The organism is Erwinia sp. PME.40.26/001 (assembly GCF_055556675.1).
On the sequence record NZ_JBVHNP010000051.1, the window covers coordinates 1 to 362 of the forward strand.

Annotated in this window: 1 protein-coding gene; it reads left to right on the forward strand. The window is 45.6% G+C overall.

Going from position 1 to position 362, the window contains the following annotated elements:
- A partial coding sequence (locus tag ACZ3HG_RS23175) for a hypothetical protein (RefSeq protein ID WP_465334650.1) occupies positions 1-362 on the forward strand: 362 nt, incomplete at both ends.

Genomic DNA, 362 nt, shown 5'->3' on the forward strand with positions numbered 1-362 from the left:
CCTTCCGATAGCATCGGTCTCTTTGGCGCATGTGGATACCAGTTGGACTTATCCGGGTGGCGAAAATTATGATGGATTATTAATTGAAGAGGATTTGAGTGAAGAGGCATTGGGTGATACTTACCCCGTCCGTCAATGGATTGCCGGTGCACAATCTACGCTTATTAAGCGCAAGGAACCTCAGTTAAAAAGCGGTAGTCACTGTTTGCTTCCTTTTGAATGTGGCTTTATCAACTACTGTCAAAGCCAGGAGTTAGACTGCCAATCGGAGTTTCCAATCCACTGGTTACCAAGAATTCAAAGCAAAGCACTGAAAACGGCTATCCAAAATGATCCTGCCATGGATCTTCGTAGCGTCCCTG